This is a genomic window from Pseudoxanthomonas helianthi, assembly GCF_017939625.1.
GTDB lineage: Bacteria > Pseudomonadota > Gammaproteobacteria > Xanthomonadales > Xanthomonadaceae > Pseudoxanthomonas_A > Pseudoxanthomonas_A helianthi.
The window spans coordinates 714,693-740,705 of sequence record NZ_JAGKTC010000001.1; the positions used below are offsets into that span (position 1 = coordinate 714,693).

At 67.2% G+C, this 26,013-nt stretch carries 21 protein-coding genes; 5 read left to right on the forward strand and 16 right to left on the reverse strand.

What is annotated here, in order from left to right; translation table 11 throughout:
- Nucleotides 1-29 precede the first annotated feature (29 nt).
- The 5 genes from yjfF to araD1 all read right to left on the reverse strand — a co-directional run bounded on the left by yjfF (nucleotide 30) and on the right by araD1 (nucleotide 5,636).
- Complete coding sequence (yjfF, locus tag J5837_RS03320; protein WP_280518214.1) at nucleotides 30-956, reverse strand: galactofuranose ABC transporter, permease protein YjfF; 927 nt, start codon at nucleotides 954-956, stop codon at nucleotides 30-32.
- Between the two features lie 77 nt (nucleotides 957-1,033).
- Nucleotides 1,034-2,026 carry an ABC transporter permease gene (locus tag J5837_RS03325; RefSeq protein WP_244755572.1) on the reverse strand — a complete coding sequence of 331 codons (993 nt, stop codon included), beginning with the start codon at nucleotides 2,024-2,026 and terminating at the stop codon, nucleotides 1,034-1,036.
- An 80-nt stretch (nucleotides 2,027-2,106) separates the two neighbouring features.
- On the reverse strand, nucleotides 2,107-3,615 hold the full coding sequence (locus J5837_RS03330) for a sugar ABC transporter ATP-binding protein (protein WP_210535295.1): 1,509 nt from the start codon (nucleotides 3,613-3,615) through the stop codon (nucleotides 2,107-2,109).
- Nucleotides 3,616-3,623: 8 nt separating this feature from the next.
- The gene (locus J5837_RS03335; protein ID WP_210535296.1) at nucleotides 3,624-4,586 is read right to left on the reverse strand and encodes an ABC transporter substrate-binding protein; all 963 of its coding nucleotides are present in this window, start codon (nucleotides 4,584-4,586) and stop codon (nucleotides 3,624-3,626) included.
- Nucleotides 4,587-4,628: 42 nt separating this feature from the next.
- Nucleotides 4,629-5,636, reverse strand: a complete 1,008-nt coding sequence (araD1, locus tag J5837_RS03340; protein ID WP_210535297.1) for an AraD1 family protein — start codon at nucleotides 5,634-5,636, stop codon at nucleotides 4,629-4,631.
- A gap of 158 nt (nucleotides 5,637-5,794) precedes the next feature.
- Between araD1 and J5837_RS03345 the strand changes: the two genes are divergently transcribed.
- Nucleotides 5,795-6,739: a LysR family transcriptional regulator gene (locus J5837_RS03345; protein ID WP_210535298.1), complete on the forward strand. Its 945-nt coding sequence runs from the start codon at nucleotides 5,795-5,797 to the stop codon at nucleotides 6,737-6,739.
- Between the two features lie 21 nt (nucleotides 6,740-6,760).
- Here J5837_RS03345 and J5837_RS03350 read toward each other — a convergent pair whose 3' ends face one another.
- Nucleotides 6,761-7,570: an SDR family NAD(P)-dependent oxidoreductase gene (locus tag J5837_RS03350; RefSeq protein ID WP_244755575.1), complete on the reverse strand. Its 810-nt coding sequence runs from the start codon at nucleotides 7,568-7,570 to the stop codon at nucleotides 6,761-6,763.
- A gap of 169 nt (nucleotides 7,571-7,739) precedes the next feature.
- Here J5837_RS03350 and J5837_RS03355 point away from each other — a divergent pair, with 169 nt between their 5' ends.
- Together J5837_RS03355 and J5837_RS03360 are read left to right on the forward strand one after the other, a co-directional pair.
- Nucleotides 7,740-9,464, forward strand: a complete 1,725-nt coding sequence (locus J5837_RS03355) for an IlvD/Edd family dehydratase (protein WP_210535299.1) — start codon at nucleotides 7,740-7,742, stop codon at nucleotides 9,462-9,464.
- Between the two features lie 13 nt (nucleotides 9,465-9,477).
- A complete protein-coding gene (locus J5837_RS03360; protein WP_210535300.1) occupies nucleotides 9,478-10,371 on the forward strand; it encodes an SMP-30/gluconolactonase/LRE family protein in 894 nt (297 codons plus the stop codon).
- 18 nt (nucleotides 10,372-10,389) lie between these two features.
- On the opposite strand, the gene J5837_RS03365 is transcribed toward J5837_RS03360, so the two are convergent.
- The 10 genes from J5837_RS03365 to J5837_RS03410 form a co-directional block, all read right to left on the reverse strand.
- Nucleotides 10,390-12,768 (reverse strand): S9 family peptidase, encoded by a 2,379-nt coding sequence (locus J5837_RS03365; RefSeq protein ID WP_210535301.1) that lies wholly within the window; start codon nucleotides 12,766-12,768, stop codon nucleotides 10,390-10,392.
- Nucleotides 12,758-14,329 carry an APC family permease gene (locus J5837_RS03370; protein ID WP_210535302.1) on the reverse strand — a complete coding sequence of 524 codons (1,572 nt, stop codon included), beginning with the start codon at nucleotides 14,327-14,329 and terminating at the stop codon, nucleotides 12,758-12,760. Before J5837_RS03370 ends, J5837_RS03365 begins: the two co-directional genes overlap by 11 nt.
- 40 nt (nucleotides 14,330-14,369) lie before the next feature.
- Nucleotides 14,370-16,151, reverse strand: a complete 1,782-nt coding sequence (locus tag J5837_RS03375) for a DUF885 domain-containing protein (protein ID WP_210535303.1) — start codon at nucleotides 16,149-16,151, stop codon at nucleotides 14,370-14,372.
- Nucleotides 16,152-16,227: 76 nt separating this feature from the next.
- Nucleotides 16,228-17,430: a M24 family metallopeptidase gene (locus tag J5837_RS03380; RefSeq protein WP_210535304.1), complete on the reverse strand. Its 1,203-nt coding sequence runs from the start codon at nucleotides 17,428-17,430 to the stop codon at nucleotides 16,228-16,230.
- Complete coding sequence (locus tag J5837_RS03385; protein WP_210535305.1) at nucleotides 17,427-19,025, reverse strand: aldehyde dehydrogenase (NADP(+)); 1,599 nt, start codon at nucleotides 19,023-19,025, stop codon at nucleotides 17,427-17,429. The genes J5837_RS03380 and J5837_RS03385 overlap by 4 nt, the downstream gene beginning before the upstream one ends.
- Nucleotides 19,026-19,119: 94 nt before the next feature.
- Nucleotides 19,120-20,025, reverse strand: coding sequence for a dihydrodipicolinate synthase family protein (locus J5837_RS03390; RefSeq protein ID WP_210535306.1), 906 nt, complete (start codon nucleotides 20,023-20,025; stop codon nucleotides 19,120-19,122).
- The gene (locus J5837_RS03395) at nucleotides 20,022-21,329 is read right to left on the reverse strand and encodes an NAD(P)/FAD-dependent oxidoreductase (RefSeq protein ID WP_210535307.1); all 1,308 of its coding nucleotides are present in this window, start codon (nucleotides 21,327-21,329) and stop codon (nucleotides 20,022-20,024) included. The genes J5837_RS03390 and J5837_RS03395 overlap by 4 nt, the downstream gene beginning before the upstream one ends.
- Nucleotides 21,322-21,567 (reverse strand): 2Fe-2S iron-sulfur cluster-binding protein, encoded by a 246-nt coding sequence (locus J5837_RS03400; protein WP_210535308.1) that lies wholly within the window; start codon nucleotides 21,565-21,567, stop codon nucleotides 21,322-21,324. Before J5837_RS03400 ends, J5837_RS03395 begins: the two co-directional genes overlap by 8 nt.
- Entirely contained in the window at nucleotides 21,564-22,712 is a 1,149-nt protein-coding gene (locus J5837_RS03405; RefSeq protein ID WP_210535309.1) for an NAD(P)/FAD-dependent oxidoreductase, read from the reverse strand. Before J5837_RS03405 ends, J5837_RS03400 begins: the two co-directional genes overlap by 4 nt.
- Nucleotides 22,676-23,632 carry a proline racemase family protein gene (locus tag J5837_RS03410; RefSeq protein ID WP_210535310.1) on the reverse strand — a complete coding sequence of 319 codons (957 nt, stop codon included), beginning with the start codon at nucleotides 23,630-23,632 and terminating at the stop codon, nucleotides 22,676-22,678. The genes J5837_RS03405 and J5837_RS03410 overlap by 37 nt, the downstream gene beginning before the upstream one ends.
- 162 nt (nucleotides 23,633-23,794) lie before the next feature.
- On the opposite strand from J5837_RS03410, the gene J5837_RS03415 reads away from it, so the two are divergent.
- Nucleotides 23,795-24,511: an AraC family transcriptional regulator gene (locus J5837_RS03415; RefSeq protein ID WP_210535311.1), complete on the forward strand. Its 717-nt coding sequence runs from the start codon at nucleotides 23,795-23,797 to the stop codon at nucleotides 24,509-24,511.
- Between the two features lie 100 nt (nucleotides 24,512-24,611).
- The gene (gene hemN / locus J5837_RS03420) at nucleotides 24,612-26,006 is read left to right on the forward strand and encodes an oxygen-independent coproporphyrinogen III oxidase (RefSeq protein WP_210535312.1); all 1,395 of its coding nucleotides are present in this window, start codon (nucleotides 24,612-24,614) and stop codon (nucleotides 26,004-26,006) included.
- The last annotated feature ends 7 nt before the right edge of the window (nucleotides 26,007-26,013 follow it).

The following is a 26,013-nucleotide window of genomic DNA, read 5'->3' on the forward strand; positions in this document are numbered from 1 at the left end:
CGACAAGCAGGCCATCTGCGCGCGCGGCGTCATCGCTTTCTCCAGAACAGTTGCTGCAACAGGCAGAACACCAGCAGCAACGCGCCGATGGCGATCCGCGTCCACCAGGAACTCAGTTCGCCGTCGAACGAAATCAGGGTCTGGATCACCCCGAGCACCAGCACCCCGGCAAGCGTGCCGGCCACGTAGCCGCTGCCGCCGCTCAACAGGGTTCCGCCGATCACCACCGCGGCAATCGCATCGAGCTCCAGTCCGGCCGCATGCTGGCTGTAACCCGAGAGCATGTAGAACGTATAGACCACGCCCGCCAGTGCAGCACAGAACCCGCTCAACGCGTAGACCTTGATCGCAGCGGCGTCCACCGGCAAGCCCATCAGGCGAGCGGCGGTTTCGTTGCCGCCGATCGCATAGACCGTGCGACCAAAACGGGTCGTGGCGGCCAGCAACGCCCCTGCCGCCACCGCCAGCAACGCGATCACCGCGCCCACCGACAGGGTGTTGCCTCCGCCGACCGGTATGCGCAGGTAGGCGACCGATGTCATGAAGGGGTGGTCGATGTCGATCGAATCCACGCTGATCAAGGTAGCCAGACCGCGGGCCATGAACATTCCGGCCAGGGTGACCACGAACGGCTGCAGGCGGAAACGCCGGATCAACACGCCCATCAGTGCACCGAAGCCGGCGCCCAACGCCAATACCAGCGCGATGGCCACGAGCGGATGCCAGCCGTGGCGCTGGACCAATTGCGCCAGCAGTACCGTACTGAAGGCGACCACGGCGCCGACCGAGAGATCGATGCCGCCGCTCAGGATCACGAAGGTCATGCCAACCGCGACGATGCACAGGAAGGCGTTGTCGACCAGCAGGTTCAGGAAAACCTGCGGCGACAGGAACCCGTCATACAGGATGCCGCCGGCCCCGACCATGGCGGCGAACAGCGCCAGCGTGGTCAACAGCGGAGCGTAGGCGGAGTTGCGTCGCCACCTGCCCTGCGCGCGCGCAGATGGGGTCGTGTCGGATCGAGCGAGCGCATTCACGACTGTCGTTCCCGTCCGTGGAAAGCCGTCAGCGTCCTGACCCAGGCGCGAAACTCGGGCGATTGCAGCAGCATCACCGCGAACACCAGCAAGGCCTTCACCACCATGTTGACCTGCGGGGGCACACCGACCGCATAAATCGTCGTGGTCAGGGTCTGGATGATCAACGCGCCGACCAGACTGCCGGCAAGGTGGAAACGCCCGCCGCCGAGCGCCGTTCCTCCCAGAGCCACGGCGAGAATCGCGTCCAGTTCCAGCAACAGTCCGGCGTTGTTGGCGTCGGCGCTGCTGACGTTGGAGCTGACCAGCAGGCCGGCCACCGATGCGGTGAGCGCGCAGGTCACGTAGGCCGCGATCGTGATCGCACGAGCGCGCACGCCTGCGACGTGGGCCGCCAGGGGGTTGTGACCGATGGATCGCACGAACAGACCCAGTGCCGTGCGCCGCAGCAGCCCTTGCAGCGACACGAACGCGCATGCCACGACGAACAACGAGAACGGCACGCCGAGCAGGAAGCCCTTGCCGAGGAAGGCGTAAGGCGGGTAGTAGATGGTCAATACCTGGCCGCCGCTGAGCAACTGCGCGATGCCCCGGCCCGCGACCATCAATATCAATGTCGCCACGATCGGCTGCATGCCGACCGTGGCCACCAATACCCCATTCCACAATCCGCACAGCGCCCCGATCGCGAGCGCGGCGGCAATCGCCAGGAACAGCGGCACCAAGCCATCGCCCTGTTGTGGGCCAATGGTCCAAGCCGCGGCCGTGGCCGATATCGCCAGCACGGCGCCCACCGAAATGTCCAGGCCGCGTATCGCAATGACTAGGGTCATGCCCAGCGACACCAGCGCCAACGGCGCGGCGCGGTTGGCGATATCGACCAGATTGCCGTACAGATGTCCGTCGCGCCATTGCAAGGACAGGAACCCGGGATTCAACAATCCGTTGCCCAGCAGCAACAGCGCCAACGTCAGCAGGGGCCAGAACAAGGGCCAAGCCAGCCAGGCGCGTACCCGTTCCCACCTGGATGGCGGCGGACTGGTGTGCGGGCGAGTCGTTTCCATGGCCGTCAATCGCCCGCGATCATTGCCAGCACCCGCGGTTCGCCGCAACCACCCGGCAGTTCGCCGGCCTTGCCGCGTCCACGCATGACGGCGATGCGGTCGCACAGGCGCGCCAGTTCTTCCACCTCGGCCGAAATGAACAGCACCGCCATGCCCTCGCGTGCGCGGCGCACCACTTCGGCCATCAGGTTCTGCTTGGCGGCGATGTCGATGCCGCGCGTCGGCTCGTCGAGGATCAGCAGCTTCGGATCGGTCGCCAGCCAACGCGCCAGCACGACCTTCTGCTGGTTGCCGCCCGAAAGCAGCCCGACCGGCGTTTCGATATCCGCCGCCTTGATGTCCAGCGCCTCGATCAGTCGTCGCGCCAGTTCGTCCTGCTTCGCGCGCGACAGGAAGCGCTGCCATCCCAGCCGCGCCTGCAGCGCGAGCACGATGTTCTCGCGCACCGACAGGTCGGCGACGATGCCTTCGGTCTTGCGCTCTTCAGGGCACATCGCCAGACCAAGCCGCACGGCATCGGCCGGATGGTGCAGCGCCACTTCTTCGCTCTCGATGCGCAGGCGCCCTTGTTTCGCGCGGTCCAGGCCGAACAGCAACCGGGCCAGTTCGGTGCGACCGGAGCCCAACAGGCCGCCCAGCCCCAGCATTTCGCCGCGATGGATCTGCAGGTCGGTCGGATGAAGTTTTCCGCGCAGGCCGAGGCCTTGCGCGTCCAGGACGAGCGGGACATCCGCCCGGGCCGGCCCGGCTGCCTCAACGGGCTCGGCCAGCCGCACCTCCCGGCCGACCATCGCCGACACCAGCGCGGGTTGCGGCAATTCCGCCGCGACGTATTCGCCGACGAGGCGTCCGTTGCGCAGAACGGTAATGCGATCGCTGACCGCATAGACCTGGTCGAGGAAATGGGTGACGAACAGGATGGCCATGCCACGCTCGCGCAGCTGCGCGAGGATGCGGAACAGCTCCCTGACTTCGCTCTCGTCCAGGCTCGACGTGGGCTCGTCGAGGATCAGCACGCGCGCCGAGACGCCCAGCGCGCGCGCGATGGCCACCATCTGCTGGATCGCCACCGGGAAACTTCCCAGCGGCGCGTCGACGTCGATGTCCAGGTGCAATTGCCGCAACAGTTCGCGGGCTCCGCGCCGCACCAAGGCCCAGTCGATCGTGCCGAGCAGGCGGCGGCGCGGATAACGACCAGCGTACAGGTTCTCCGCGACCGAAAGATTCGGGCACAGGTTCACTTCCTGGTACACCGTGCTGATGCCCGCCCGTTGCGCCTGCAGCGGGCTTTCCGGGGCGATTGGGCGGCCATCGATGCGCAGCTCGCCCTGGTCGGGGCGCTCCACGCCGGTCAACAACTTGATCAGGGTCGACTTGCCGGCCCCGTTCTGGCCCATCAGCGCGTGCACCTCACCGGGACGCAAGACCAGATCGACGCGGTCCAGCGCCTTCGTCGCGCCGAAGCGCTTGCCCAACCCGCGCGCCTCCAGCACCACCGGCGAAGTCGACGGCATGCCGTGCCTCAGTACTTTCGCTTCGGCAATTCGGCCGCGGCCTGGCTGGCGACGAACACGCCTTCCTCGACCACCACGCGCTTGGGCACGGGCTTGCCGGCATGCACGTCGCGCACCAGCTCGGCGAGGCGCGGGCCGAACAGCGGGTTGCATTCGACGGTGGCGTTCAATTTGCCCGCCTTCATCGCCTCGAATGCGCCCCGCACGCCGTCGATGGAAACGATGCGGATGTCCTGTCCCGGCTTCAGCCCCGCTTCCTCGATCGCCTGGATCGCGCCGATGGCCATATCGTCGTTGTGCGCGAACAGCACGTCGATCTTGCCATCCTCCGCCTTGAGGAAGGCCTCCATGACCTCCTTGCCCTTGGCCCGGGTGAAGTCGCCGCTCTGCGAGCGAACGATCCGGAAGCGCGGGTCCGCGTCGATAATTTCATGGAAGCCTTTCATGCGATCGATGGCGGGCGCGGAGCCTACCGTGCCTTGCAGCTCGACCACCCGCATCGGTCCCGGCTTGCCTTCGCTGTCCTGCAGCAGCCAACGCGCGGCCTTGCGTCCTTCCTCGACGAAATCCGAACCGATGAAGGTCGCGTACAGCGAGTCATCGGACACCTTCACCGCACGATCGGTCAGCACCACCGGGATCCGCGCCGCCTTGGCTTCGCGCAACACGGTTTCCCAACCCGATTCGACCACGGGGGAGAACGCGATCACGTCCACGCGCTGGGCGATGAACGAGCGTAGCGCCTTGATCTGGTTTTCCTGTTTCTGCTGCGCATCGGAAAACTTCAGGTTGAAACCGGGCGCTTCCAGCGCCGCGCGCACCGACGCGGTATTGGCGGTACGCCATTCGCTTTCCGCCCCGACCTGGCTGAACCCGACGGTGATCCTGTCTGCCTGTCGGTCGGCGCCGCTCGGCGAGCAGCCGCACAGGACCAGCAACGACATCATTCCCAGCAAGAACGATTTTCCCATGATCCTCCTCCCTTTACGGCCACCCAGTATCGCCGCCGTTGGCTACAGCGCACGGACGCCATGCAGCGCGAAGCCCGAGCCTATCGTGCTCAAGGTGTTGCGCAGTGGCGCGCCGAGATCGGGCAACTCCACTTCGAACACATCGCCCGGCTCGGTGCGCACGCCGTCGGCGAAGCTCAGCGTGGCCGTGCCGAAGAAATGCAGATGGACGTCGCCCGGGCGACGGTGCTCGGCATACTTGAAATGGTGGTATTCCAGGTTGGCGATCGAATGGCACATGTTGGCCTCGCCGGTCAGGAACGGTTTTTCCCACAGCACGCGGTTGTCGCGCAGCACGCGGCTGGTGCCGCGCAGGTCGCGCGGGAGTTCGCCGACGCGCAATTCCGGCCCGATCGCGCAGGCGCGCAACTTGGAATGCGCGAGGTACAGGTAATTCTGGCGTTCGGTGACGTGATCGGAAAACTCGTTGCCGACGGCGAAACCCAGCCGGTGCGGCACGCGATCCGGGCCGATCAGGTACAGGCCGACCAGCTCCGGCTCCTCACTGCCGTCCAGGGCGAAATCCGGCGACGACAGCGCTGCGCCCGGGGCCGCGACGATGCCGCCGTCGCCCTTGTAGAACCATTCCGGCTGCGCGCCCGGCGCATCGCCTTGCGGAATGCCTCCTTCCACCCCCCACTGGAACATCCGCATCGAGTCGGTCAGCGTGCCGGCGTCGGATTGCTGCTTGAGGTTCTGGTGCATCGCGTCGCGGGCCGAAGCGCTGCCCAGGTGGGTCAGGCCGGTACCGGTGACCCGGCAATGCGCCGGATCGGCGTGGTGCAACGGGGTCAGCACGCGGCTTTCCGCAAGCAGCTGCGGGTAGTCGTAGCCGCCGCCCGTGCCATGCAGCGCAGCCTGCTGCTGCAGGCCACGACCGTTGCGGATGGCAAGCGTGGCCAAGTCGTAGGTGGAATCCACGCCATCCAGGGCCTGCACCCTTTGGCCTTGCGGATCGACGACGCCAACTCGCGTACCGCCGGTGTCGTCGAGAAACTGGATCAAACGCATCGGGTTCCACCCTGCCATTGAAAAGTCAGCCCGGCCTGCCTGCCCGGGGCATGGCAGGGCGGTAGCGGCGACCCTGCGATAGTGGGCTGGAAATCGATATGCGACAAATACATATTTCGTCGTAATCTATATATATCCAATTATACGAAGCCGCCCAAATGCATTCCGCCCCCTGGTTCATACGCGCGCGCCTCAAGACCCGCCAGCTGATGCTGCTGATCGCGATCGAGGAAGAGGGCAACATCCATCGCGCCGCCGAAGTGCTGAACATGTCCCAGCCGGCCGCTTCCAAGTTGCTCAAGGACCTGGAGGACATGCTGGGTGTGTCCTTGTTCGAACGCCTGCCGCGCGGCATGCGACCCTCATGGTACGGCGAGAGCATGATCCGCTACGCCCGCATCGCCCTGTCCAGCCTGGGCGCGGCCGGGGCGGAGATCGAGGCGTTGAAGGCCGGTCGCGCCGGTACCGTGTCGATCGGATCGATCGCTGGCCCTGCGATCAGCCTGCTGCCCATCGCGCTGGCCCGGATCTCCCAGGCCAATCCCGACCTGCAGGTCTCCCTGCTGGTGGAGAGCAGCGACGTGCTGCTGGAACGGCTGGAACAGAACCGCCTGGACCTGATGGTAGGCCGCCTGTTCGCGCGCCACGACAAGCGCAACCTGCAATACGAAGCGCTGGCCGAGGAGGACATCTGCGTCATCGCGCGGCCGGAGCATCCGATTTTCTCCCTGTCCCGTCCCGGACTCGACGATCTGGCCAGGGCCATGTGGATCGTGCCGCCGGAAGGCAGCGTGCTGCGCCATCGCTTCGAACTGATGTTCCAGAGCGCCGGCCTGCAGGCCCCGCAGCGGGTCATCGGCACCGCCGCACTGCTGTTCCTGACCAAGATGCTGCAGGAAAGCGATTACCTGGCGGTGGTGCCGCTGGATGTGGCCCGGCACTACGCCGACTTCGGCATGGTCGGGATCGTGCCGGTGGAACTGTCCTGCAAGATGGATTCGTTCGGGATCGTCACCCGCACCGATTGGCTGCTTTCGCCGGGCGCGCAGATCGCGCTGCAGGCATTGCGCGATGCGGCCAGCGAAACCTACGCCCCGCTCTAGCCCACCGGACCACCGCCGGCGTCAGGACCAACCGGCGTCGACGACGAACTCCTGCGCGGTGCACGCGCGCGACTGATCCGAGGCCAGGAACAGCACCATCGCGGCGATGTCCTCCGGCAACACCTTGTCCGGCAGGCACTGGTTGCGCTTCAGTTCGCGCTCGCCCTCTTCGTCCAGCCATAGTTCGATCTGGCGCTGGGTCATCACCCAGCCCGGCGTGACCACGTTGACGCGAATGCGGGACGCTCCCAGCTCGCGCGCGAGGCCGCGGGTCAAGCCGTTCACCGACGACTTGGCCGTGGCGTAGACCGGATAGCCGCCGGTCTTGGTCTGCCAGCCGGTGGATCCCAGGTTGACGATGGAACCGCCGCCCAGCCGCTGCATGCCAGGCACCACCGACTGGATCGCGAAGAACGCGGGACGCTGATTGATCGCGACGCGCCGGTCCCAGTATTCCGGGGTGACCTCGGCCAGCGCATGGCGATCGTCGCTGCCGACGTTGTTGACCAGGACGTGGAAGTCGCCCAGTTCGGACGCGGCGTCGGCGATGGCCTGCTGCAGCGCGGCCACATCGACCACATCGCAGCGTCGCTGCCAGGGTTTCGGATGTCCTTCCGCGGCGATGCGATCCGCGAGCGCCGCGCCGGCCTCCGTGGCCACGTCGACGAACGCCACCTGCGCGCCCTGGCGGGCGAAAGCCTCGACCAGCGCCGCGCCGATGCCACTGCCTCCGCCAGTGATGAACACCCGTCGCCCCGACAGCTCGGGATAGCGGGCCCGTCCGATGGACAGGGTCTCCGCCGGTAGCTCCGCGGTGTCTGGATGCTGCATTTGAGGGCCTCCGAATGGTTCGCGAATCGATGAATATATTTATATCGATAACGCGTAAATTGTTATTTTTACAGTATCAATATGCCCTGTAGCATCGCCGGCGTAAAGCACCCAATGCCTAGGCACGATCAATCGCCTTTCGCCCGCCGGCCACAGGATTCGCCCCTCTATGGACTCCCCCAAGAAACCCCGCCGGCGCAGTCAGGAATGGTTCGGCCGCGACGGAAAACAGGGTTTCTACTATCGCAGCTGGCTGAAGGAACTCGGGACTCCGCACGACATGTTCGACGGGCGGCCGGTGATCGGCATCTGCAACACCTGGTCGGAGCTGACCCCGTGCAACAGTTCGCTGCGCGAGCTGGCCGAACACGTCAAGCGCGGCGTCTACGAGGCCGGCGGATTCCCATTGGAGTTCCCGGTGATGTCGCTGGGCGAAACCCAGATGCGACCCACCGCGATGCTGTTCCGCAACCTGGCCAGCATGGACGTGGAAGAGTCGATCCGCGCCAACCCGATCGACGGCGTGGTGCTGTTGATGGGCTGCGACAAGACCACGCCCTCGCTGCTGATGGGCGCGGCCAGCGTCGACCTGCCCACCCTCGGCCTCTCCGCCGGGCCTTCACTGTCCGGCAACTGGCGCGGCCAGCCGGTCGGCTCGGGCACCGGGGTCATCCAGATGTCGGAAATGGTTCGTGCGGGCGGATTGAAGCAGGAGGAATTCGTCGAGGCCGAAGCCTGCATGCAGCGCTCCAAGGGCAGCTGCATGACCATGGGTACGGCGTCGACGATGGCCAGCATGGTCGAGGCGCTGGGGCTGTCCCTGCCCGAGAACGCCGCCATTCCCGCGGTCGATTCGCGACGCTTCCGCCTGGCGCAGCTGAGTGGCCGCCGCATCGTACAGATGGTCCATGAAGACCTGCGCATGTCCCGGATCCTCACCCGAGCGGCGTTCGAGAACGCCATCATGGCCAATGCCGCGATCGGGGGTTCGACCAATGCGGTGATCCACCTGCAGGCCTTGGCCGGGCGTATCGGCGTGCAGCTCAGCCTGGACGACTGGGACCGGATCGGTTCGCGCCTGCCCTGCCTGGTCGACCTGAAGCCCTCCGGTCGCTATCTGATGGAAGACTTCTACTACGCCGGCGGCCTCCCGGCGGTGTTGCGCGAGATCGCCCCGCATCTGCACCTGGATGCGATGACCGCCGGCGGCCGCACGTTGGGCGAGGACATCGCCAACGCCCCGTGCTGGAACCGCGAAGTCATCCGCACGGCGGAAGAACCGTTCAAGCCAGAAGCCGGCATCGCCGTGCTGCGCGGCAACCTGGCGCCCGACGGCGCGGTGATCAAGCCGTCGGCCGCATCGCCGAACCTGCTGCGGCACCGCGGCCGCGCCGTGGTTTTCGAGGACATCGAGGACATGAAGGCGCGCATCGACGACGAAGCGCTGGACATCGACGAGACCTGCGTGATGGTGCTGAAGAATTGCGGTCCCCGCGGTTATCCGGGCATGGCCGAAGTCGGCAACATGCCGCTGCCGCCGAAACTGCTCCGTCGCGGCATCACCGATGTCGTGCGCATTTCCGACGCCCGCATGAGCGGCACCGCGTACGGCACCGTGGTGTTGCACGTCTCGCCCGAAGCCGCCGCCGGCGGCCCGCTCGCCCTCGTGCGCGATGGCGACTTCATCGAACTGGATGTCCCCGGCCGGCGCTTGCATCTGGACGTGGACGAAGCCGAACTGGCGCGACGCCGGGCCGAATGGCGCGAGCCGCCCCGCCCAACGCGCGGCTGGGCCAAGTTGTATGTCGACCATGTGCAGCAGGCGCATCTGGGCGCCGACCTCGACATTCTGGTCGGCGGCAGCGGCGACACGGTCGGCCGCGACTCGCATTGAGCCCGACGCGGGAATGAAGGAATTACTGGCACGCGGCCCCGTCCGTTGCGTTTGGCCGCTGGCCGCCGAACTCGGCGAAGGCGCTTACTGGTCGGCGCGCAAACAAGCGCTGTTCTTCGTCGACATCCTCGGCCAGCGCCTGCATCGGTTCGACCCGGACAGCGGCGTGCGCCGCAGCTGGGATTTCGACGAACCCGTCAGCGCCGTGGCCGAGCGCGCCGGGAAACCGGGCCTGCTGGTGACCCTGCGCAGCGGCTTCGCCGTTTTCGATCCCTCCGATGCTTCGTTGACGCGGTTGCACGCCCCAGCGCAGGAACCCGCGGACAATCGTTTCAACGACGGCAAGTGCGATGCCCGTGGCCGTTTCTGGGCCGGCACCACCGATATGGCCTGCGAACGCCCAGCCGGTTCGCTTTACCGCTTCGACGCCGACGGTAGCTGCAGCGTGCACGCGCAGGGCTTGCGCATCGTCAACGGACCGACCTGGTCGAGCGATGGCCGAACCATGTTCGTCAACGAAACCGGACTCGGCCGTACCTGGGCCTACGACTTCGATCCGCAACAGGGCTCGCTGGGCCCGCGTCGCCTATGGTTGCAGCACCCCGGCTGGAGCGGCGCTCCCGACGGAATGACCACCGACCGCAACGGCCGCCTGTGGATTGCCCGCTGGGGCGGTGCCGCCGTCGCCTGTCACGAAGCAGACGGCGATGTACGCGCATTGGTACGTCTGCCGACTTCCAACGTCACCAGTTGCGCCTTTGGCGGCAAGGACCTGGATACGTTGTACATCACCACCGCGCGTACCGGGTTGAACGAAACGCAACGCGCACTGCAGCCCCTGGCCGGCGGCCTGTTCGCCGTCGATCTGCACGTGCAGGGCGAAGCGGGCATCCCCTTTGCCGGCTGAGCACGCGCGGTCGGCGAATCAACGCACGGCTTGCTGCGAGACAGGAGCGTCCGCGTTCCAGCGTGGTGTCGCCGCTTCCTGCAGATGGCGCACGAAGAAATCGAACTGGCGGCGCTGCACGTAGTCGATCGGCCCGGTGGAGCGGCCGACCGAGTGCTCGCCACCCGGCACGTTCAGCAGATCGAAGTCCTTGCCGGCCGCGATCAGCGCGTTGACCACCTGGGCCGTCGAAGCGGGATCGACGTTGCTGTCCTGCTCGCCGACGATCAGCAGCAGATCGCCGCGCACCGCCGCGACGTTGGCTGCGCCGGACGCGCGCACGTAGGACTCGTCCACCGGCCAGCCCATCCATTGTTCGTTCCAGCTGATCTTGTCCATGCGGTTGTCGTAACAGCCCGCATACGCGACGGCCACGCGATAGAAGTCCGGGTGCCGCTCCAGCGCGCCGAGCGCGCTCTGCCCGCCGGCCGAGGCGCCATAGATGCCGACCCGGCTGATGTCGTAGGACGGGTCGCGCGCCGCCAGCGCGCGATGCCAGGCGATGCGGTCGGGAAAACCCGAATCGCCGAGGTTCTTCCAGGCCACGTCGTGGAAGGCCTTGGAACGGTTGGCGGTTCCCATGCCGTCGATCATCACCACCATGAAGCCCAGGTCGGCCAGCGCCTGCATGCCAATCTGCTTGTCGCCGCCGGCGTGGTAGCCGAACGGCCAGAAAGTCTTGGGCACGAACGAGTCGTGGGGGCCGGCGTAGATGTTCTCGACCACCGGATATTTCTTCGACGGATCGTAGTCGCGCGGCCGCACTAGCATGCCCCAGATGTCGGTGCGGCCATCGCGCCCTTTGGCGACGAAACTCTGCGGCGCCTTCCAGCCGGCCGCGAGCAGGCGCGAAATGTCGCCGCGTTCCAGCGTGCGCACCAGGCTGCCGCCGATGCGGCGCAGCTCGGCGACCGGCGCACGGTCGGGACGCGAATACACGTCGACGTACCACTGCCCATCGCCGGAGATGGCCACGTCGTGGTCGGCATCGGCTTCGGTGAGCCGCGTCAGTCCCGTGCCGTCGAAACCGACGGCGAAGACGTGCCGGTAATACGGGTCCTTGCCCCGGTCCATGCCGCTGGCGCTGAACCAGATGCGGCGCTTCTCGTCGTCCACCCTCAGCACATCGCGCACGACCCAGTCGCCACGGGTGATCTGCCGCTTCACCCGGCCGTTCGCGCCATCGATCAGGTACAGATGGCGCCAGCCGTCGCGCTCGGAAATCCAGAGCAGTTCCTTGCCCAGGCCGTCGACTTCGTGAGCGAAGCTGCGGTCGGCGTAGACGAAGGTCTTCGCCGTCTCTTCCACCGCCGCATGCGCACGGCCGTTCGCCGCATCCACCGCGACCACGCGCATGCGCTGGAAGCCGCGCTGGACGAAGTCGAAAGCAAGGCTGCCGCCGTCGCGCCGCCAGCGGATCGGCGACAGCGAATACGGATTGGCGAACAAGGCATCGTCGATGTCGGTGCGCGTACCGTCCACGCCGAACAGCACCGGCCGTTCGACGTCCACCGCATCGCCGGGCTTGGGGTACAGCTGCGTGCGCACGAGCGGCTGCAGTTGCCCCACCGGGGAAGATTCCACCCGGGTCACGATGCGCGCGAATCCGGGCTGGACCCGATAAAGCGCCAGGCGCCGCGAATCCGGCGACCAGGCGATGGTTTCGGGATCGTAGAAGGCATCGGCCCGGCCGTCCCGGCTCAATCGAACGAGTTTGCCGTCGGTGCGCCGGCGCAGCATCACGTCATAGCCCTCGACGAATGCTTCCCACTGCCCGTCCGGCGAACGTCGCGGCGTATTGTCCGCCGCAACGCGCAGGTCCCTGACCACGCCGAACCCTCGCGGCCTGCCTTTCTCCACCACCATCGCGCAAGCGTATTCGCCGAGCGTGCAACGCCAGGACACGTAATCGACGTCGAAACGGATCGCGCCGTAAGGGTCGCCGCCCTCGGCGTCGTAGGCGAAGCGCTCGAACGGCAGTCGCAGCGGGGCGTAGGTCCGCCCATCGGCCTTGCCCAGCGCCTGCGCCAACCTCGCCGCATCGAACGCCGGGCGCATCGCATCGGCGCCCGGCTCGCCCAGCACGAAGGCGAAGCCGCCTTCGACGGTCTTGCGATAGTAGAAGCGGCCGTCTCCGCGCCATTGCACAGGGAATGCCACGTCGCGAGTCAGCATCATCCATCGCTCGCGCAGTCCCAGCGAACGCTGGTAGTCCGCCGCCTGCGGCGCAGCGCCCAGACCGGCCGCGACCAGCCACAGGCCGGCCAGCAGTATCCACGCAGTCATTCGCTTCGTCGCGGGGAAATCGCGGCGCCGACGCCGGGCGCCGACGCGGCTGTCTCCTGCCCTACTCGCCATCGTCTTCTTCCAGCGCAAGCTCGTCGCTACGCAAACCGGTGCGCGCGCCCCATTCGTAGATGAAGAGCGCGATCACGGCCATCAACAGCGTGTCCCAGGGATGCACGATGCTGCCGTTGCCGCCGAAAGTGCCCAGCCACGACACCAGCATGGTCAGCGCATAGAAGGCGATCAGCCACAGCGAGCAGCCCACCTGACGCAGCAGCCGCGATCTGCCTTCGGTCGTGGGCAAGCGGTACGCCACGTAGGCCAGGAACATCGCCAGCTGCACGCCGAGCAACCAGCACAGGGTCTTCCAGCCGGACCAGTACACGATCAACGCCGCCACGATGAACGACAGCGGCCCCAGGACGCCGATCCAGCGCACGCGGAACGGTCGCGGCAATTCTGGCGCGCTGCGGCGCAGCGCCGCCACGGTCACCGGCGCCACCGCATAACTCAGCACCAAGGCCGCAGATACCACTTGGATCAACGCTTCCCACGACGGGAACGGCAAGGTCCAGAACACCGATAGCGCGAAACTCAGCCACAGCGCCGGGCGCGGAATGCCGGACTTGGCGTCCACTCGCGTCAGCACGCCCAGGAAGCCGCCGCTGCGCGCCCAGCCATAGACCACGCGCGGCGTCGCGTTCATGTAGATGTTGCCCGTCCCGCTGGGCGAGACCACCGCGTCGCAGACCACCAGCACGGCCAGCCAACCCATGCCCAGTGCCAGCGCGATGTCGCGATAGGGCAACGAATACAGCTTGTCGATGCCGGCCCAGCCGCCCGCGAGCTGCGCGGTCGGGATGCCGCCAAGGAACGCCAGCTGCAACAGCACGTAGATCACCGTGGACAACGCCACCGAGAGGATAAGCGCGAACGGGATGGTGCGCTGCGGATCGCGCACTTCGCTGGCCACCGAGACGATCGGGGTCAGGCCGAGGTAGGCGAAGATGATGCCGCCGGCCGAGATCGCCGCCTGCACGCCGGCCGCGCCGGCGGGTGCGAAACCCTGCACGTGCAGGTTGTCGGTATCGAAGTGCGCCATCAGCATCGCAATCACCAGCAGCGGTACCAGGAACTTGAACACGCTGACGATGTTGTTGGCGGCGGCGAACGTCTTCACGCTGAAGTAGTTGAGCAGGAAGAACAGCACAAGCAAGGCGAACTGGAACAACCAGCCGAGCAGGCTGGGGTGGTTGCCATCGGCTTGGTTGAGCGACGGGAACCAGGCGGCGGCGTACTGCCGGCTGGCCTCGGCCTCGATCGCGATCAAGCTGGAGAACGCGATGAGGGTGACGAATCCCACCAGCGAACCGAGCAGCGGGCCGTGCGAATACTCGGGGTAGCGCACCGCGCCGCCTGCGCGCGGCAGCGCCGCGCCCAGTTCGCAATAGACCAGTCCCAGCAGGAATACCGCGATGCCGCCGATCACCCAGGACACGATGCCTGCCGGTCCCGCGATGGCCGAAACGTGGCTGGCCGAGAACAGCCAGCCCGACCCGAAGATCGCCCCCAGGCCGATGAAGGTCAGGTCGACCAGGCCGAGTTGCTTGTGGAATTTTCCTTGCGTGGCCATGGATGCCCCCGGTGGCTGGCTGGTGTTTGCGATACGGCGGTCAATTGACCTTGTCGGCCCATGGCGACTTGCCGCCGTCGGCAATGAATTCGTCCATGCGTTGTTCCAGCACCGGCAGCGGCACCGCGCCCAGGGAAAGCACTTCGTCGTGGAAGGCGCGGATGTCGAACTTCGCGCCCAGCGCGCGTTCGGCCTTGGCACGCAGTTCCAGGATCTTCAGTTCACCCAGGTAGTAGCTCAGCGCCTGCCCCGGCCAACCGATATAGCGATCGACCTCGGTGCCGATCTCGTGTTCGCTCAGCGCGGTGTTGTCGCGCAGGTAGGCCAACGCCTGTTCGCGGGTCCAGCCCTTGTGGTGGATGCCGGTATCGATCACCAGGCGCGCCGCGCGCCAGGCCTGGTAGGTCAGGTAGCCGAAGCGTTCGTACGGCGTGGTGTAGATGCCCATCTCCTGGCCCAGGTATTCGCAGTACAGCGCCCAACCTTCGCCATAGGCCGACAGGTACGAATAACGGCGGAAATCCGGCAGGCCCGTGTCCTCGGCGGCCAGCGACATCTGCAGCGAATGCCCGGGCGAGGATTCGTGCAGGGTCAGCGCCGGCAGCACGTACAGCGGTCGCGAAGGCAGGTTGTAGGTGTTGAGCCAATAGGTGTCGATGCCCCCGCGGCCACCGGTGTAGAACGGAGCGATGTCGTCCGGCACCGGCTTGATGGTGAACCGTTGGCGGGGCGCGCGGCCGAAATAGTTGCCGAGGTTGCCATCCACCACCTTGGCGATCCATGCCGCCTGCTGCAGCAATTGCGATGGCGTCTTCGCGTAGAACTGCGGGTCGGTGCGCAGGAACTGCAGGAAATCGGCGAAGCGGGTTCGGGGACCGCGACCCTTGAAACCGACTTCGTCCATGACCCGTTCCATCTCGCCGCGGAGGCGCGCGATCTCGCGCAGGCCGGTCTGGTGGATCTGTTCGGGGTCCATGTCGGCGGTGACGTATTCGCGGATCTGCGCGCGGTAGTAGTCCCTTCCGTCGGGCAACAGTTCGGCCGCCAGCGTGGTGCGCGCCTTCGGCGCGTATTCCTCGCGCATGAACTTCAACAGCCCCGCGTAGGCCGGCCTGACCCGCTCCGCGATCAGCTTCAGCGCCTGGTCGCGCAGCTGCGCCTGTTCGGCGGAAGGAATGCCCGGCGGCATTGCCCTGAACGGGGTATAGAACAGGTTGTCCTCGCCCCTGGCCGCGGCCACTTCGGCGATAGTCTGGTCGCGTCCGGCCAGCGTTATCGCTGGCTGGCTGAAGCCCCGCGCCAGGCCTGCGCGCATGTTGGCGATCTGCTGGTCGAAATAACGCGGAATCTCGGCGACAAGGTGCAGGTAGCGCCGGTAGCCCTCGGCATCGCGGATCGGCGCACGCGCGGTATAGCCCAAGTCGGTCCAGAACGCGGTGTCGCTGTTGAACGGCATTTCCCATGCGCGGAATTTCTGCCGGTCCAGCAGGGTCTCGACCTGCTGGCGATACACCAGGTAGTCGATCCGATCGCGACCTTGCAGCCGGTCGGGCGCTATCTTGTCCAACCGGCCCAGCACGTCCTGCCAGTAGGCGGTGCGGCGCTGCTGGCTGGCCGGATCGACCTGTGGCAAGCGGTCGGCGCTGTCGTTGAAACCGTTCTCGTCGCTGGCGCCAGCCAGCTCCTGGCCACGCCACTTCCACTCGCTCTGGTAGATCTCGCGGAACTGCTGGCCTGGGCCGATCTCGTCCCCGGCCCATGCGGCGGACGCCGGTACGAACGCCACGAACACCAGCAGCAACACGCGCGACAGCAGCTGCATCTCATTCCCTCCGGATCAGATTAAAGGCACACGGCGCATGCGGCGCGGTGAAAGCGGGCGACCAGCACTCGCACGCTCACGCGAACGGCCGGTCGATGCCCGGCGATGGCGGGGTGAACCACTGCGCGCCGCTTTCGCTGACGTGGAAATGGTCTTCCAGGCGAACGCCGAACGCTTCCGGCACCACGATCATCGGCTCGTCGCTGCAACACATGCCCGGCGCCAGCGCGGTGTGATTGCCGCGTACCAAGTACGGTGCCTCATGCACGCTCATGCCGCAGCCATGCCCGGTGCGGTGCGGCAGGCCGGGCAAGCGGTAATCGGGCCCCAGGCCCGCGGCTTCCAGCACCTTGCGCGCGGCCGCATCCACCGCTTCGCAAGGCGTTCCCGGGCGGACTGCGTCGAAAGCAGCCTGCTGCGCGGCGCGTTCCAGGTCCCAGATGCGGCACTGCGCGTCGCTGGCGCGACCGAAGATCCAGGTCCGCGTAATGTCGGACTGGTAACCCTGTACCGAACAGCCGGTGTCGATCAGCACCAGGTCGTTCTCGCGCAGCGATTGCACGCCGGGAATGCCGTGCGGATAAGCGGTGGCGTGGCCGTACTGGACGATGCAGAAGGTGGAGCCGTTGTCGGCGCCGAGCGTGCGATGAGCCTCGTCGATGAAACGCACCAGCTCGTCGGTGCGCAGGCCTTCCTCGGCCAGGCCCGCGGCGAGGCGATGCACATGCAGGGTCATGTCGCAGGCCTGCTGCATCAAGGCCAGTTCCGCCGGCGACTTGCATGCGCGGCAGCCGTCGACGACCGGAGCGGCATCGGCGATGGCGCGCGTATCGAGATGGCGACCCAGGCCGGTGTGGACCCAGAAACCCGCAGCCGGATCCAACCCCAACGTTTTCGCACCGCGCTCGCGCATCGCCTGCGCGACTAGCGCATGCGGGTCTTCATGTTCTCCCCACAGGCGCTTTTCCGCCGGAATCGACAGCACCGCATCGAGCGAGCCCTCCTCGAACGCCGGGCACACCAGCAGCGGCGAGCCGCTGGCCGTCAGCAACAGCGCCACCAGGCGCTCGCTGGCGCCCCACGGCACGCCGGTGAAATAGCGCAGCGATGCGCCCGCGCCGATCAACAACGCGTCCATGCCATGCGCGCGCATCAGCGCGCGCGCCCGTTCCAGCCGTTGCTGGTATTCGTGCGCACCGATCGGCGGAGCCCGGTCGCGCCAGGGCGCCAGTTGCGCCCGGGCCTGCTCACGGGTCAGCCCGCCGATCTGCGCACTCATGCCTTCGCCTCGACGTCACCCCGGCTCCACTGCCCGTCGATCTGGCGCCAGATGCCGTCGACGTTGCGGTCGCGCAATTCCGGCGGCAGCAACGCATCGGGTACCTGGTCGTAGCTGTGCAGCGCGGTAAAGCGGCGGATCGTGCCGGGCATGCCCACGGCCGAAAAACCCGGATGCGTGGTGCTCGGGAACGGACCGCCGTGGTTCTGCGCGGGGCTGACCGCGACGCCGGTCGGCATCTTGTTGGCGATCAAGCGGCCCACGCGCGCGCGCATCACCGGCGCCAGCGCCTGCCAGGCCGCGTCGTCGCTGCCGTCAGGGGCACGGTACAAGGTGCCGGTCAGGTTGCCTTCGAATGCGCCCGCCACGGTCTTGGCCTGCTCGAGGTCGGACACGCGCACCAGCAGGCTGACCGGACCGAAGGCTTCGGCCTGCAGCGCATGGGCGTTTTCGAGGAAATGACGGCCGGTCACCGCCAGCAACGTCGGCTGGAAGCGGAACCCGTCCTCCGCACCTCGCTTGCCGCCGGCCAGCACTTCCGCACCGGCGCCGATCAGTCCGGCCACGGCTTCCTGCAAATGCTGCAAGCCGCCTTCGGACAGCAACACGCCGGCTGCACCCTCGGCGAAATGCCGTTGCGCGGCCGCGACGAAGGCATCGCTGCCGTGGCCGTCGATCGCCACGACCACGCCGGGATTGGTGCAGAACTGGCCCGCGCCCATCGTGCACGAGGCGAAGAACTCCTTGGCCAAAGCTTCGGCCTGCGTGGCCAGGATGCCGGGCAGCAGGAACACGGGATTGATGCTGGACAACTCGCCGTAGAACAGCACGCCCGCCGTGTCCGCGGCCGCTTTCAAGCCGAGGCCGGCGCTGCGGCTGCCGGTGAAGCCGATCGCGCCAAGGCGCGCATCGGCCGCCAGCTTCAGGCCCAGCTCGCGCGGGAACTGGTACAGCATCTGCACGGACTGCGTCGGCAATCCCGCTTCCTGCAGCGCTTCATGCGCCAGTTCCGCGAGGCGCTTGCTGGTGCCCGGATGCGAGGGATGCGCCTTGGCGATGACCGGATTGCGCGCGGCGATCGCCGAAGCGAAATCGCTGCCGGCGATGCCGTTGAAGGCGAACGGGAAGTTGTTCGGCCCGAACACCAGCACCGGTTTGCCCAGCGGTGCGAGGTGCGCGCGCAGGCCGGCCGCGGTGTCGATCACCGGCACGGTCCAGCTGCGTTCGCGCACCGCCGTGGCCGCCTGCCTCAGCTGCCCGCTGGTGCGCGGGATTTCCGCCGGCAGGAAGCGACCCTGCGCGGAAAGCCCGGTCTCGCGCTGGGCCAGTTCGGCCAATGCCTGGGCGTTGGCATCGATCCGCGCCGCATAGGCGTCGAGGAACGCGGCGATGCGCTCGGGTTCGGTCGCGGCGAGGGCTTCGGCCGCGGCGCTGGCCGCGGCCAGCGCCGCTTCGATGTCCGCCGCGCCACTGGTGGGAAATTCCGGACCAAAGGCTTCGCCCAGCGCCGGATCCACCGCGCGGAAGGTTTTCACGGTTTCCTGGCTCGGTTGCCAGCGACCGGCGATCAACACGGGTTCGATTTGCACGCTCATCTCGTTTCTCTTCTCGTTGCTTGCGTCCGTACTTCCATCGATTCGCAGGGTCGGCGCCGGCGGCCCGCGACCACTCGCGCGGGCGATCCGGCACTCAGAGCTTCGGCCGGTTGGCGATGGCGTGGTCGATCACCTTCAATGCGGCTTCGCGCTCGGCGCCGAACACCGGCAGACGCGGCGCGCGCACGCGTTCGTTGCCCAGGTCGACCTTCGACTGCACCAGCTTGATCAGCTGGACGAACTTGGGCACGGTGTCCAGGCGCAGCAGCGGCAGGAACCAATCGTACAGCGCGCGCGCCGCGGCGTAACCGCCATCGCGGGCCTGTTCGAACAGCTTCACCGACTCCACCGGATACGCGTTGACCAGGCCGGCGATCCAGCCTTCCGCGCCCATGCACAGGCCTTCGACGATGGCGTCGTCCATGCCGACCAGCAGCACCAGGCGTTCGCCCAGCACTTCCTTGATCGCGGCGAAGCGGCGCACATCGCCCGAGGACTCCTTGACCGCCTGCAGGTTGGGGAATTCCGCGGCCAGTTCGGCCATCTGCGCCGGCAGGATGTCGGTCTTGTAGGCGACCGGGTTGTTGTACAGCAGCACCGGCAGGTCGGTGGCGCCGATCACGGCGCGCGCATGCGCGGCCACCTCGTGCCAGTCGGTCGAGTACACGTACACCGGCAGCACCATCAGGCCGCGCGCGCCCACCGACTTCACCGCCCGGGCCAGGCGCACTGCTTCGTCGGTCGACAGCGAGGCGATGCCGGGAACCACCGGCACCTGGTCGCCGACGGCTTCCACCAGCGTCTTGACGATCGCGACCTTCTCGTCGAAGGCCAGCGTGGCCGCTTCGCCGAGCGAGCCGAGCGGAACGATGCCGGTGCAACCGGCTTCGACCAGTATGCGGGCATGGCGGGCCAGGAAGGCGTGGTCGACGTTGCCGTCTTCGCTGAACGGCGTGGTGATGGCGGGCAGGACGCCCTTCCAGAAGGAAGCATTGCTCATGGGGTTGCACCTTGGGAGTGGTTGGAAAAGGATTCGGCCAGCGTCGCCAGGCGCGCCGGGAACAACGGGGGACGACGACCGGCGCCGGGACTTTCGACGCAGGCAGGATCGAGTTCCGCCAGCGCGGCTCCGCAGATGCGGCCTTGACAGGCGCCCATGCCGCAGCGGGTGGCCAGGCGTGCATCGCGGGCGCTGGCGAAGCCCTGCAATTGCCGCAGGGTGACGTCTTCGCAGCGACAGACCACCGTGTCGGCGTCGGCCAGGCTGCGAATACGCGGATCGAGCACGAAGCTGCGCGCCAGCAACCCGGCGAACGCGCGAGCATGCCGGCGTTTGCGCTGCACGGCGCGGGCCGGACCGGAATGGCCGGCGGCAAGGTGTCCGGCGATCGCGCCTTCGACCTGGGCGCAGTCGCGGCCACCGATGCCCAATGCTTCGCCGGCGGCGAATACGTGCTCGACGCTGGTCCGCAATTCGGCGTCCACGGCGACGGCCGGATGCGCACCCGCAAGCTCCAGGCGGCAACCGAGCGACTCGGCCAGTTCGGTATTCGGCACCAATCCGTAGCCGACGGCGAGATGGTCGCAGGCGATGCGTTCGCGACCGCGCGGGCCATCGATCTCTACCTCGCGCAGGCGCGCATCGCCGTGCGCGGCCACCACCACGCTTCCGCCGCGATACGGGATGCCGGCGAGTTGCAGTTTCATGCCCAGCGCCTGCGCCGCCTTGCCCGGCCAGCGCGGCAAACGCAGGGCAAAACCGCGCACGGCCGCGGATGAAGCCTGTTCATGAATGCCCAGCACCTGCGCGCCATGACGTTTCAGGGTGAGCGCCGCTGCCAGCAGCAGCGGACCGCTGCCTGCGACGACCGCGCGCTTGCCGATCATCGGCCAACCCTGCTTGACCAGTGCCTGCGCGCCACCGGCGCCAGTAACACCAGGCAAGGTCCAACCGGGGAACGGCAGCAGCAACTCGCGCGCGCCCGTGGCCAGCACCAACGCGCGGTAATGCAATCGCAAGGTGCCTTGCGCGGTTTCCGCCAGCAGGCATTCGGGTCCGGCCTGCACCACCTGCGCCTGCGCGATCCACTCGACGCCGTGTTGCGAAATCGTCGCCAGTACGCCGACTGCCGGCGATGGCTGCGGCGCGGCGACATCGTGGCGCCACACCTGCCCGCCCGGCCGCGGCTGCGCATCGATCAGGCCGACGCGTACGCCATGCGAAGCGGCCGCGGCGGCGGCATTCAATCCGGCCGGGCCGGCGCCGACCACCAGCACGTCGAAGTGGCGGACCGATTCAGTCATCCGTACGCACCTCCATGCCGTCCCGCACGGGCGTCATGCACGCGCGCATCTGGGCCACGCCATCGATGCGGACCCGGCATTCGAAACACACGCCCATGCCGCATAGCGGCTCGCGCGGCATGCCGTTGCGCGAGCGACGGAACGGACGACCCAGCACGGCGATCGCGGCGGCCACGCTGGCATCGGCCGGCACTTCCACCAGCTGCACATCGACGGTCAGGCGCACGATGTCACTCATGCGGCCACCCCCGCGCTGGCCTGGATGCGGGAAGGCGAATAGGGCGACAGGTCCAGTGCCGGCTGGCGACCAACCAGCAGGTCGACCAGCAAACGCGCACTGCCCAGCGCGGTGGTCACGCCCAGGCCTTCATGGCCACCGGCAACATAGACGCCGTCGCGGCCCGGCACCGCACCCAGATAAGGACGACCGTCCGGCGTGGCCGGACGGAATCCGGTCCAGACGCGGATCGCTTGCAAGGCCGCGAGCCCCGGCAGGTATTCGAACGCGCGTTGCAGCATCTGTTGCAGCAACGGCAGCGACACCTCGCGGTCGGTGCTGCCGAATTCGCGCGACGAGCCGATCAGGATTTGCCCGGTCGGGCGCGGCTGCACATTGAAGGCAACGCTGCTCTCCGCCTGGCCGTGCGCGGAAGTAGCGTAGTCCAGCGCCAGCAGTTGGTGGCGTACCAGGCCCGGGTAGCGATCGGTGATCGCCAGTTGTCCCTTGCGCGGGCGCAACGGAAGCTCCGGCAACAGTTCGGGCAAGGCACAACCGCTGGCCACCAGCACGCGACCTGCGAGGCGCTGTCCATCCTCCAGCGTCACGCCGTTGTCTTCCAGAACACGGACCCGCCCGGCATGGAAGCGTGCGCCGCGATCCACGGCTTCCCGGACCAGATGCCGCGCCACGTTCGGCGGATACACCACCGCTTCGCGGGCCACGCGCATTCCCCCGGCCAGGCCCGGCGCCAGCGCCGGTTCGGCGCGATAGAGCGCGCCCGCATCCAGTTTCTCGGCATGCACGCCTGCGGCGGCCAGTCGTCCTATCTTCGCGTCGACGGAATCCAGCTCGGCTTGCTCGCGCGCCACCCACAGGGTGCCGCAGCGGCTGAATTCGGCTTCCGGCAATTCCGCGAAACGTTCCCACAGCCGCAGCGAGTACGCCGACAGCGCCAATTCTGCCGGGTCGTCGTCCATCGCCACCAGATGGCCCATGGCCGCGGCGGTCGACGCGCCACCGACAGGCCCGGGTTCGACCATCGCCACGCGCAGCCCTTCGGCCGCGGTTGCCTCGGCGCATGCCGCGCCGACGATGCCGGCGCCGATCACGATGAGGTCGTAAGTACTCACGTTCCCGCGGGCGGCGTGGTGCCGATGCCCCATGCGAACGGATCGACCGGATCGATCAGCAGTTGCGAGCGCGCGGTGACGTGGGCTTCGCCGGTAATCCGCGGCAGGATGCCTTTGGCGCCGTTGCGGTACGCGCCTTCGAAAACACTGCCCAGCACGCCTTGCTGCACCCAGCGTTCGCCTTCGGCCAGCTTGCCGTCCGCCGCCAGGCAGGCCAGCTTGGCGCTGGTTCCGGTTCCACACGGAGAACGGTCGTAGGCCAAGCCGGGGCACAGCACGAAATTGCGGGCCTGCCCGCTTCCGTCGGGCGCGGGTCCGTTGACCTCGATGTGGTCGATTTCGCCGCCTTCCGCGCCGGTGATTCCCGCGGCTTCCAGACCCTGGCGGATCGCTTCGGTATAGGCGGTCAGTTCGCGCTGGTGTTCCAGATCGATCGGGCACGGGGCTTGCGCGGTGATGTAGAACCAGTTGCCGCCCCAGGCCACGTCGCCGCGGACGACCCCGTGGCCTTGCACCTGCACTTCGACACCGGTGGCGTGGCGATAGGACTCGACGTTGTCCACCGACACGCGGCCATCGGCGTGCAATTCGACACCGACCATACCGACCGGGGTCTCGATCAGGTGCCGGCCGGGCTGCAGCCGGCCCAGGTGGGCGAGCGTGCGCACCACGCCGATCGTGCCATGGCCGCACATGCCCAGGTAACCGACGTTGTTGAAGAAGATCACCCCGGTACAGGCGGCGGGCTCCACCGGCGGCAACAGCAAGGCACCGACCATGGTGTCCGAACCGCGCGGTTCGCAGGCGATGGCGCTGCGCCAGTGGTCGAATTCGTGGCGGAAGCGCTGCAGGCGCGCGGCCAGGCTGCCGCCGCCCAGGTCAGGGAAGCCGGACAGGACCACGCGGGTCGGTTCGCCGGCGGTATGGGAATCAATGACTTCGATGGTATGCATGACGGAAGGAATCTTTCCACCGGCCGGCCACAGCGAATAGCAACCAATAGTCCTTCCGGATGCCGAACTTCGCACAACTCGGGCGAAGATGCTGTGCCTTTTCGGGTAGCATCATTGCCATCGTCCCCTTGAAGGACATTCGTTTTTTCCGAGGTCCCTGCAATGGACATCATCCTGCCGGCCCTTGAAATCCAGGCGCTGTTCGATACCGTTCCGGATGCGGTTTTTTTCATAAAGGACTGCGAGGGACGCTACACGCACTGCAATCTCACCCTGGTGCGGCGCCTGGGGCGGAAGGAACGCGACGAGGTGATCGGCAGGACGGTCTCGGAATTGTTCCCGGTGCTCCTCGGCGGAACCTACCAGGCGCAGGATCGCCGCGTGCTGGCCGGCGAGTTGATCGACAACGTGCTCGAGATCCACCTCTATCCGAACCAGTTGCCGGGCTGGTGCCTGACCGTCAAGCGTCCGTTGCGCAACGACGGGCGGATCAGCGGCCTGATCGGGATTTCCCGCGACCTGGGCCAGCCGGACAACCGCCATTCCGCGTACAAGCGCGTGCAGCGGGTGGTCGATTACATGCAGGAGCACTTCGGCGAAACCCTGCGCGTGCAGATGCTCGCCGAACTCGCGGGTCTTTCCGTGGCGCAGCTGGAGCGGCACTTCCGCCGCGTGTTCCAGATCACGCCGCAGCAACTGCTGACCAAGCTGCGGATCGAGGCAGCGATGCGCTTGCTGCAAGGCAACAACACGATCGCCAACATCGGGCAGAGCTGCGGCTTCGCCGACCAGAGCGCGTTCTCGCGCCAGTTCAAGGCGACCGTCGGCATCAGTCCGCGCGATTACCGCGCGCTACAAGCCTCGAGCCCGCAGTCCTGACGCATCGTGCATGCGGCGCGCTACCGCCCGGGATGAAGGCCGCCGGCGCGTTTTGACCCAGATCAAGGCAGGAACGCTCAGGCGCGACTAGCTTGGCAGCATGGGCACATTGACCTTCGATCCCGATCTGCTGCGCCGCTACGACCGGCCGGGGCCGCGTTACACGTCGTATCCGACTGCGCCGCAGTTCCACCCCGGTTTCGGCGAAGCCGAGCTGCGCGATGCGGCCGCGGCGAGCAATGGCGACCCGATCCCGCGGCGCCTGTCGTTGTACGTGCATGTGCCGTTCTGCGAAAGCCCGTGCTTCTACTGCGGCTGCAACCGCATCATCACCCGCGACAAGGCGCGCGGCGAGGCCTACCTGGCGCGGCTGTACCGCGAGATCGCGTTGACGGCCGAGCTGTTCGATCGCGACCGCGAGGTGGTGCAACTGCACTTCGGCGGCGGCACGCCGAACTTCCTGGCGCCGGCGCAGCTGGGCGAGGCCATGGACGTGCTGCGTCGTCATTTTCACTTCTCGGATTCGGCCGAACGCGACATCTCCATCGAGCTGGATCCGCGTTTCGTTTCGCCCGAAGACATCGCCCAATTGGCGCGCGTAGGCTTCAACCGCGCCAGTTTTGGCGTGCAGGATTTCGACCCGGCGGTACAAGCGGCAGTGAACCGCGTGCAGAGCGTGGAAGAAACCCGCGCGGTGATCGATGCATGTCGGGCCAGCGGATTCCGCTCGGTCAACATCGACCTGATCTACGGGTTGCCAAAGCAACGCATGGAAGGTTTTTCCGCCACCCTCGACACGGTGGCGGCGATGCGCCCCGACCGCATCGCGGTGTACGGCTACGCGCACCTGCCGCACCTGTTCAAGCCGCAGCGGCAGATCGACGCGACCGACCTGCCGGACGCGGAAACCCGGCTGACCCTGCTGCAATTGGCCATATCGAAGCTCACGGACGCCGGCTACGTCTACATCGGCATGGACCATTTCGCGCTGCCCGACGACGACCTGGCCATGGCCCAGGCGCGCGGCGGCCTGCACCGCAATTTCATGGGTTACACCACGCACGCGGACAGCGACCTGGTCGGACTGGGGGTCAGCGCGATCAGCCATATCGGGGCCAGTTTCAGCCAGAACCCGCGCGACCTGCCCAGCTGGCAGGCTGCACTGGACGAGGGCCGGCTGCCGGTGTTCCGCGGCATGCGCCTGGACGAGGACGACCAGATGCGCGCCGACCTGATCCAGGCCCTGATGTGCCAGGGCGAGATTCCGGTGCGGATGCTGGAGCGCCGCTACGCGATTTCCTTCGCCGACTACTTCGCCGAGTCGCTGCAGCGGCTGGAACCGCTGCTGCGCGACGGCCTGGTGGGGATCGGCTCCGAACGCATCACGGTGACCTCGCGCGGGCGCCTGCTGTTGCGTAACATCGCGATGTGTTTCGACCGCTACCTCGACCAGCCCGCCACCACGCTCGCACCGCGGTTTTCCCGCGCGGTCTGAACCGCGC

Excerpts from the sequence above, each read along its gene's own strand:
- J5837_RS03330 (WP_210535295.1), bottom strand. The coding sequence starts at position 3,615 with ATGCCGTCGACTTCGCCGGTGGTGCTGGAGGCGCGCGGGTTGGGCAAG.
- J5837_RS03335 (WP_210535296.1), bottom strand. The coding sequence starts at position 4,586 with ATGGGAAAATCGTTCTTGCTGGGAATGATGTCGTTGCTGGTCCTGTGC.
- araD1 (WP_210535297.1), bottom strand. The coding sequence starts at position 5,636 with ATGCGTTTGATCCAGTTTCTCGACGACACCGGCGGTACGCGAGTTGGC.
- J5837_RS03345 (WP_210535298.1), top strand. The coding sequence starts at position 5,795 with ATGCATTCCGCCCCCTGGTTCATACGCGCGCGCCTCAAGACCCGCCAG.
- J5837_RS03350 (WP_244755575.1), bottom strand. The coding sequence starts at position 7,570 with ATGCAGCATCCAGACACCGCGGAGCTACCGGCGGAGACCCTGTCCATC.
- J5837_RS03355 (WP_210535299.1), top strand. The coding sequence starts at position 7,740 with ATGGACTCCCCCAAGAAACCCCGCCGGCGCAGTCAGGAATGGTTCGGC.
- J5837_RS03360 (WP_210535300.1), top strand. The coding sequence starts at position 9,478 with ATGAAGGAATTACTGGCACGCGGCCCCGTCCGTTGCGTTTGGCCGCTG.
- J5837_RS03365 (WP_210535301.1), bottom strand. The coding sequence starts at position 12,768 with ATGGCGAGTAGGGCAGGAGACAGCCGCGTCGGCGCCCGGCGTCGGCGC.
- J5837_RS03370 (WP_210535302.1), bottom strand. The coding sequence starts at position 14,329 with ATGGCCACGCAAGGAAAATTCCACAAGCAACTCGGCCTGGTCGACCTG.
- J5837_RS03375 (WP_210535303.1), bottom strand. The coding sequence starts at position 16,151 with ATGCAGCTGCTGTCGCGCGTGTTGCTGCTGGTGTTCGTGGCGTTCGTA.
- J5837_RS03380 (WP_210535304.1), bottom strand. The coding sequence starts at position 17,430 with ATGAGTGCGCAGATCGGCGGGCTGACCCGTGAGCAGGCCCGGGCGCAA.
- J5837_RS03385 (WP_210535305.1), bottom strand. The coding sequence starts at position 19,025 with ATGAGCGTGCAAATCGAACCCGTGTTGATCGCCGGTCGCTGGCAACCG.
- J5837_RS03390 (WP_210535306.1), bottom strand. The coding sequence starts at position 20,025 with ATGAGCAATGCTTCCTTCTGGAAGGGCGTCCTGCCCGCCATCACCACG.
- J5837_RS03395 (WP_210535307.1), bottom strand. The coding sequence starts at position 21,329 with ATGACTGAATCGGTCCGCCACTTCGACGTGCTGGTGGTCGGCGCCGGC.
- J5837_RS03400 (WP_210535308.1), bottom strand. The coding sequence starts at position 21,567 with ATGAGTGACATCGTGCGCCTGACCGTCGATGTGCAGCTGGTGGAAGTG.
- J5837_RS03405 (WP_210535309.1), bottom strand. The coding sequence starts at position 22,712 with ATGGGGCATCGGCACCACGCCGCCCGCGGGAACGTGAGTACTTACGAC.
- J5837_RS03410 (WP_210535310.1), bottom strand. The coding sequence starts at position 23,632 with ATGCATACCATCGAAGTCATTGATTCCCATACCGCCGGCGAACCGACC.
- J5837_RS03415 (WP_210535311.1), top strand. The coding sequence starts at position 23,795 with ATGGACATCATCCTGCCGGCCCTTGAAATCCAGGCGCTGTTCGATACC.
- hemN (WP_210535312.1), top strand. The coding sequence starts at position 24,612 with ATGGGCACATTGACCTTCGATCCCGATCTGCTGCGCCGCTACGACCGG.